General features: G+C 54.3%; 4 protein-coding genes and 1 pseudogene. 3 read left to right on the forward strand and 2 right to left on the reverse strand.

Going from position 1 to position 6,555, the window contains the following annotated elements; all coding sequences use genetic code 11:
• The first annotated feature begins 2 nt into the window (after positions 1-2).
• Both ACTG3Z_RS11040 and ACTG3Z_RS11045 read left to right on the forward strand, forming a co-directional pair.
• Positions 3-1,298 carry an alpha/beta hydrolase family protein gene (locus tag ACTG3Z_RS11040; RefSeq protein WP_439143121.1) on the forward strand — a complete coding sequence of 432 codons (1,296 nt, stop codon included), beginning with the start codon at positions 3-5 and terminating at the stop codon, positions 1,296-1,298.
• 23 nt (positions 1,299-1,321) lie between these two features.
• Positions 1,322-2,191, forward strand: coding sequence for an alpha/beta fold hydrolase (locus tag ACTG3Z_RS11045; protein ID WP_439143122.1), 870 nt, complete (start codon positions 1,322-1,324; stop codon positions 2,189-2,191).
• Between the two features lie 491 nt (positions 2,192-2,682).
• Here ACTG3Z_RS11045 and ACTG3Z_RS11050 read toward each other — a convergent pair.
• Positions 2,683-3,561 (reverse strand): annotated as a pseudogene (locus ACTG3Z_RS11050) (sulfotransferase domain-containing protein).
• A 71-nt stretch (positions 3,562-3,632) separates the two neighbouring features.
• The gene (locus ACTG3Z_RS11055; RefSeq protein ID WP_439143129.1) at positions 3,633-4,241 is read right to left on the reverse strand and encodes a carboxymuconolactone decarboxylase family protein; all 609 of its coding nucleotides are present in this window, start codon (positions 4,239-4,241) and stop codon (positions 3,633-3,635) included.
• Positions 4,242-4,376: 135 nt separating this feature from the next.
• On the opposite strand from ACTG3Z_RS11055, the gene parE reads away from it, so the two are divergent.
• Positions 4,377-6,332 carry a DNA topoisomerase IV subunit B gene (gene parE, locus ACTG3Z_RS11060; protein WP_439143123.1) on the forward strand — a complete coding sequence of 652 codons (1,956 nt, stop codon included), beginning with the start codon at positions 4,377-4,379 and terminating at the stop codon, positions 6,330-6,332.
• The last annotated feature ends 223 nt before the right edge of the window (positions 6,333-6,555 follow it).

Genomic DNA, 6,555 nt, shown 5'->3' on the forward strand with positions numbered 1-6,555 from the left:
GAATGAAACATGCAATAGCGGCTGCCGCAGTGGCCCTTACGGTTGGACCTGTTATGGCTGAAAACCGAATTGATACGATCAGGCCCGACGCGCCCGCGCTCGCGGCCTATGGGGAGTACGTGGTTGGTGTGCGCACATTCGAGCTCAGCAACCCGGGCCAAATCGATATCGTGAACACGACCGCCGACAATGCGCCGACATATGACCGCCCTTTGACAGTTGAAGTTTGGTACCCTGCGGCGGATGGCGTCGAGGCTGGTGGCACTTATGAGGGCGTCAACCTGCGCGCCGCTTCGGTGCAAGTCGCCCTTGAAGGCCAAGCGGTGCGCGATGCAGCACCTGCTGCTGAAGGAAGCTTCCCCCTCATCGTGATTTCACATGGGTATCCTGGCAACCGTTTTTTGATGTCACATCTGGGGGAAAATCTTGCCTCTAAAGGGTATGTGACGGTTTCGATTGATCATACAGACAGCACCTATGCGGATCAAAACGCGTTTGGGTCAACCTTGTTGAACCGTCCGTTGGATCAGGACTTTGTGGTTGAAACGTTTTCTGATTTCAGCAGTGTATCAGCTGAACTTGCAGCAATCATCGACGGCGATACCGTTGGCGTCATTGGCTACTCAATGGGTGGTTACGGCGCGCTGATTTATGGTGGTGCGGGTGTCACCCAAGCCTCGACAGAATATCCTTGGGGCACGCCGAACGGCTTGCTCACGCGTCACTTGGAAGGCTCACAGAGCCATGCAAGCATGCCGAATGACAAGGTTAAAGCGATCATTTCCATCGCGCCTTGGGGCAAGAACACGGGCTTCTGGTCTGCAGATGGTCTTGCGGGGTTCTCCAAGCCGCTGATGTTGATGGCAGGCTCTGTGGATGACGTCTCCGCTTATTCTGCACTGCGTTCGATCTTTACCGAAACAACTGGCACAAAGCGCCATTTGTTGACGTTCGAGAACGCCAACCACAACGCAGCCGCACCGATGCCATCGCCAAAAGAAGGCTACCAGATGGTCGAGGGCATGGATTTCGCACCGTTCGAACACTATGCGGATGCGGTTTGGGATAACACACGCATGAACAACATCGCGCAGCACTTCGCGACGGCCTTCATGGACATGCATCTCAAAGGCGACGACAGCAAAGCGGCCTACCTCGATCTGATCGAGAACGCAGCAGAGGGCGTCACAGCGCTGGATGATGCGGGCAAACAGACGGACGCGCACACCTATTGGGAAGGTTTCCCAGCGCGCACGGCGGCGGGTCTGAAGTTTGAAACGTTGGATGCTGGCAACTAAGCCTTAACAAAAAGGAACGCCCCATGGAGCCGCGCTGGTATACTTTGAACGGTGAAAAGTTCTTCGCGCGCACATGGGGCGATCCATCTCTTCCCCCTTTACTGATGCTGCATGGGTTTCCCGAATATTCAGGGGCTTGGGAAGAACTGGCACTAGAGCTGCAAGATCAATTCTACTGCGTTGCTCCCGATCAACGTGGCTATGGGCAAAGCTATTGCCCTGAAGGTGTCGAGAACTACCGCACAGGTATTCTCGCCACTGACATGGCGGAGTTGGCCAAACAACTCGGCGCGCCTGTGACAGTGATAGGGCATGATTGGGGGGCGTCTGTGGCCTATGGTTTGGCGATGTTCTTTCCCGAACTCGTGTCGCGTTTGATCATCGTGAATGGCGTGCACCCTGTGCCGTTTCAGAAAGCGATGGCCTCTGGTGGTGCGCAATCAGAAGCGTCGCAATACATCAATGCTCTGCGTCGTGAGGGGTCGGAAGACTATTTAGCTAAAGATGACTTCGGCAAGCTTTTGCAGCTTTTCTCAGCGCATATGGATTTGAGTTGGCTCACTGGTGAGAAGCTCGCGGAATACAAGCGAGAGTGGGGTCGCGTGGGCCGTTTGAAAGGGATGATCAACTGGTATCGCGCGTCTACATTGGTGGTGGCTGATCCGGGGAAGCCTGTGGAGTTGGCGGAGATGGATGTCTCGCGTTTGCAGGTGACATGCCCACATTTGTTGATTTGGGGAATGGACGATAGCGCGCTTTTGCCTGTCTCGCGTGCGGGGTTGGAGGCGTTTGCGGCTGATCTAGAGGTGCACGAAATTGAGGGCGCGGATCATTGGGTCTTGCATCAGCGGGCTGGTGAGGTTGCTGAGGTTCTGCGGCGGTGGGTCGGATAGCAACCTGTGCGTTTGGTTGAGAGCACAAACGATGCATTTCCCCTCAATCGCTCTATCACCGATTAGGCCTTTGCAAATATCTAATCGCACACTTTTTACCAACCAATAGAACAACGAAAATGATCGCGATTGAAATTGGCGTGGTCAACACAGACAATGCAAGCAGTTCCCATCCGCCAAAAAAAGTATAACAATTGCGCTCGCTGATCCAGCACAGCAGAAGAACAAGTGGTGTGTACAATCCCGGCAATGCCAAACTGCTAAGCCCAAACATTAGGATACTTGCGCGCCTGCTTACGTCTGGTCGATATGAGCGAGATATGAAAAATGGTGTCAGCGCTAGAGGAACGGCAAGTAGCAGGTTTAATGGGATCAAGCCCATAGAATTACACCCCAGACTGTTTCATCAATTGATATAATCAAGCAGCAAACATCGCATATCACTTAGCGATGCCTCTTTAGAACTTGTATTGATCAATTGCACCATACCCCTATGACCCAAATTCAAGCCACGCTTGATCACGAGGCTCCAAAAGACCACTCATCCGGTCTCGATACATCGACAGGCTCGTATCACTCAAAACACCTTCCCATTTATTGCTCGTGCCACTCTCGAAAAACTGGGCGTTGTCCTTCCAAATGCCACGATCCGCGGAGGGCGCGTATTTGGCGGCGTCGCTTTTCATATTGGAAAACGTCGCGGGGGATGTGATGGCGTCGAGCAGCGCATCAGAATGGCCACAATTCAATGCCTCTGACACAGTGGAAACAGTGCGTCGCAGATCGCGCGTCATACCCGAATAATGAAAGACGTGTAAATTGGGGAGTGAGCTCCAACTCGCAAAGCTTTGGTAGTGAACAACGACGCTTTCCAATGAGTTACCAATGTCTTCGCTCAACGAATGGGATTGATGCAGCCATGTCTGAAACCCATCATTGACGTCTAAGGTCAACAAACGAGAGGTGCTTTCCTTTTTCATATTTTTCGTGTGGTTCAGTCCAGAGAAAAACGCATCAATCGGGTGACGCTACACCGCCAAATAAGTGCAGTTTTCGTCATATGTAATCCCATCGAGCGGCGTGTGCGTTTTGATGTATCGACGGTGGGCTTGGGCCTCAAGCTCGGCCAGTAAGACGTCTTGATCGTTGAATCCGCTATCGAGCCAGCGCGTGGTCGTGCCATTGCCAGGGTTCACCGCAGGATTATCGAAGATCAACATGCCGTAAATGGTCTGCATCCAAGTGGTGCCACTTTTGGGAGGCGTGCAAACGAACACATCGCTCGCGCGCTGCTCAAATCGCTCCCAAATTTCGGAAACGCTGGTGCGGGAGCAATATTTTTTCGTGCGTTGCGGTAGAGATTTGGTCATGAAACACTGGCCCTTTTGGGAAACTTGGTGCGGTCTCGAGCGGAGGTTTGAGGCGTCAAAAGACGTTCTTGTTAACGATGCCCCCAATCGTTCGGATCATCCGAGTTATTCGGGGACAATCCTATGATGTCGCCTTGAGTATTAACACCCGGCCCCAAAACTGTGCGGTTAGCGTAGCAGAAATACGACGTCACTTGGTTGATTTCCAAGATCTCCCCATCAACTAGCCCAGCGTCACGCAAAGCTATAATATCGCTTTCAACAACACCCACGGGATCAACCGTCAACTTGCGCGCGTTTGCCATACCTGCAATCGCGCGCGCATCTAAGGGGGCACCCCTAATCGCGTCCGCTTCAATCGAAAAGCGCAGAGCAGAAGAACGTGCGTCATCGTTAACCAAACGGCGCATGCCTTGGAAATGATGCTCCACACAATAGTCACAGCCATTCAAAGACGACACATAGACGCCGATGCACTCCAGATGCCACTTCGGCAACGTGTTCCCTGAGTGGTGCAGGCAGTACTTGTACATCGCCATGTGCCCCTCCATCGAGTGAGGGCGCAGCGAGTGCGACAGCATGATGTTATCGACGTTGTTGTCAGGCCCTTTGACGCGATCATAGAGCTTGCGCAACTTGCCTGTCGCGGACTCATAACTGATTGTGGTGATCCAAGTCATATGCGCCCATTCCTTTATGTCGATCTTTGCACCTTGGCGAAACGGGTTGCACAGATCAAGGAACACATCTTCCCCCCCTGCCCGCGCTCTGTCATACTAGCCGCCAACACTCGCACCAAGAAGAGCAGGCCCCCAATGAGCGATCTTTTGACCGGCGCAGAGCCGACTGACTACGATGCGTCCTCGATTGAGGTGCTTGAGGGTCTGGAACCCGTGCGCAAACGCCCCGGCATGTACATCGGCGGCACGGATGAGCGTGCGTTGCATCACCTCGTGGCGGAAGTGCTCGACAACTCCATGGACGAAGCGGTCGCGGGACATGCGAGCCGGATCGAGGTGGAGCTGCACAGTGATTATGCGATCACCATTCGCGACAATGGACGCGGTATTCCGATTGATCCACACCCCAAGTTCCCCGACAAATCCGCGCTTGAGGTGATCCTGTGTACCCTGCACGCGGGTGGTAAGTTTTCTGGCGATGCTTATGAGACGTCCGGTGGTTTGCACGGTGTTGGTGCGTCGGTTGTGAACGCTCTGAGCGACAGCATGGTCGTGCAGGTCGCGCGCAACAAAGAACTGTTTGAGCAACGCTTCTCGCGCGGCATCCCCTTGGGACCCGTCGAGAAAGTCGGAGCAGCCCCCAATCGGCGCGGCACGACTGTGACCTTCCATGCGGATGAGCAAATCTTTGGCGCGCACCGGTTCAAACCCGCGCGTTTGTTCAAATCGATCCGCTCCAAAGCTTACCTCTTCTCAGGCGTTGAAATCCGTTGGAAATCAGAGATCGACGACGGGGAAACGCCAACAAGTGCGACCTTCCACTTTCCCGGCGGTTTGTCTGACTATCTCACAGAATCGCTCGGAAGCGCCTCCACCTACGCCGAAAAACCCTTCGCGGGCGTCGTAGACTTCAAAGAGAAGTTCAACGCGCCGGGCAAAGTGGAATGGGCGATCAACTGGACCCCCTCGCGCGATGGCTTAATCCAGTCCTACTGTAACACCGTCCCCACGCCCGAAGGCGGCACGCATGAAGCGGGTTTTTGGGCGGCGATCCTCAAAGGCATTCGTGCGTACGGTGAGCTGTCCAACAACAAAAAGGCAGCGTCGATCACCCGCGACGATCTGATCACAGGCGGCTGCGCGTTGGTGTCGTGTTTCATCCGTGAGCCGGAGTTCGTGGGCCAAACCAAGGACCGCCTCGCCACGGTCGAAGCGCAAAAATTTGTCGAGGGCGCGGTGCGCGACCACTTTGACAACTGGCTGGCGGCGGATACGAAATCTGCGGGCGCGATCTTGGACTTCTTGGTGCTACGCGCAGAGGAACGCCTGCGCCGCCGTCAGGAAAAAGAGACCGCGCGCAAGTCAGCGACCAAGAAGCTGCGCTTGCCCGGCAAGCTCGTCGATTGTTCCGCCACCAACCGCGAGGGCACGGAGCTGTTTATCGTCGAGGGCGACTCGGCTGGCGGTTCGGCCAAAATGGCGCGCGATCGCAAGACCCAAGCGCTTTTGCCTTTGCGCGGTAAGATTTTGAACGTGCTCGGTGCCGCCTCTGGCAAGATCGGTACGAACCAAGAGATTAACGATCTCACCCAAGCTCTTGGCGTTGGGCTGGGCACCAAATTCAACGTCGATGATCTGCGCTATGACAAGATCATCATCATGACCGACGCGGACGTCGATGGCGCGCATATCGCGGCGCTGCTGATGACGTTCTTCTTCACCCAAATGCGCCCGATGATCGATACGGGCCATTTGTATCTGGCCTGTCCACCTTTGTTTAGGCTCACGCAAGGGGCCAAGCGGGTGTATTGTTTGGATGAGATGGAAAAGAACGAACATCTGGAGAAAGGCATCGGCGGCAAAGGCCGCATTGACGTATCCCGCTTCAAGGGTCTGGGCGAAATGGACGCAAAGGATCTGAAAGACACCACGATGAACCCCGCGACCCGCAAGCTGATCCGCGTGACGATTGACGAGGATGAACCGGGCGAGACGAGTGATCTGGTGGAGCGTTTGATGGGCAAGAAGCCTGAGAAGCGGTTCGAGTATATTCAGGACAACGCGCAGTTTGTTGAGGAGTTGGATGTTTGAGTAGTGCACTCAATTTTGTCCTAGGAATAATCATAGTCGCCACCACACTAGGAATACTGTGGATTGGGGGGTATTATGGTTGGTTCTTTTTCGCCGCAGTTATCGATGGTGCTAAAACGCTAGAACCTCCAGTTTACGTACCCTTGGTGGCTTTGTTGCACAAATCGGGCACTGTAGGATTCACTGTGTGAATCCAGCGTGATAGCTCGCGGACATGAGCAGT

Source organism: Planktotalea sp. (assembly GCF_965659345.1).
GTDB lineage: Bacteria > Pseudomonadota > Alphaproteobacteria > Rhodobacterales > Rhodobacteraceae > Planktotalea.

Bases quoted from the DNA above. Each gene is read 5' to 3' on its own strand.
- ACTG3Z_RS11040 (WP_439143121.1), top strand. From the start codon at position 3: ATGAAACATGCAATAGCGGCTGCCGCAGTGGCCCTTACGGTTGGACCT.
- ACTG3Z_RS11045 (WP_439143122.1), top strand. From the start codon at position 1,322: ATGGAGCCGCGCTGGTATACTTTGAACGGTGAAAAGTTCTTCGCGCGC.
- ACTG3Z_RS11055 (WP_439143129.1), bottom strand. From the start codon at position 4,241: ATGACTTGGATCACCACAATCAGTTATGAGTCCGCGACAGGCAAGTTG.
- parE (WP_439143123.1), top strand. From the start codon at position 4,377: ATGAGCGATCTTTTGACCGGCGCAGAGCCGACTGACTACGATGCGTCC.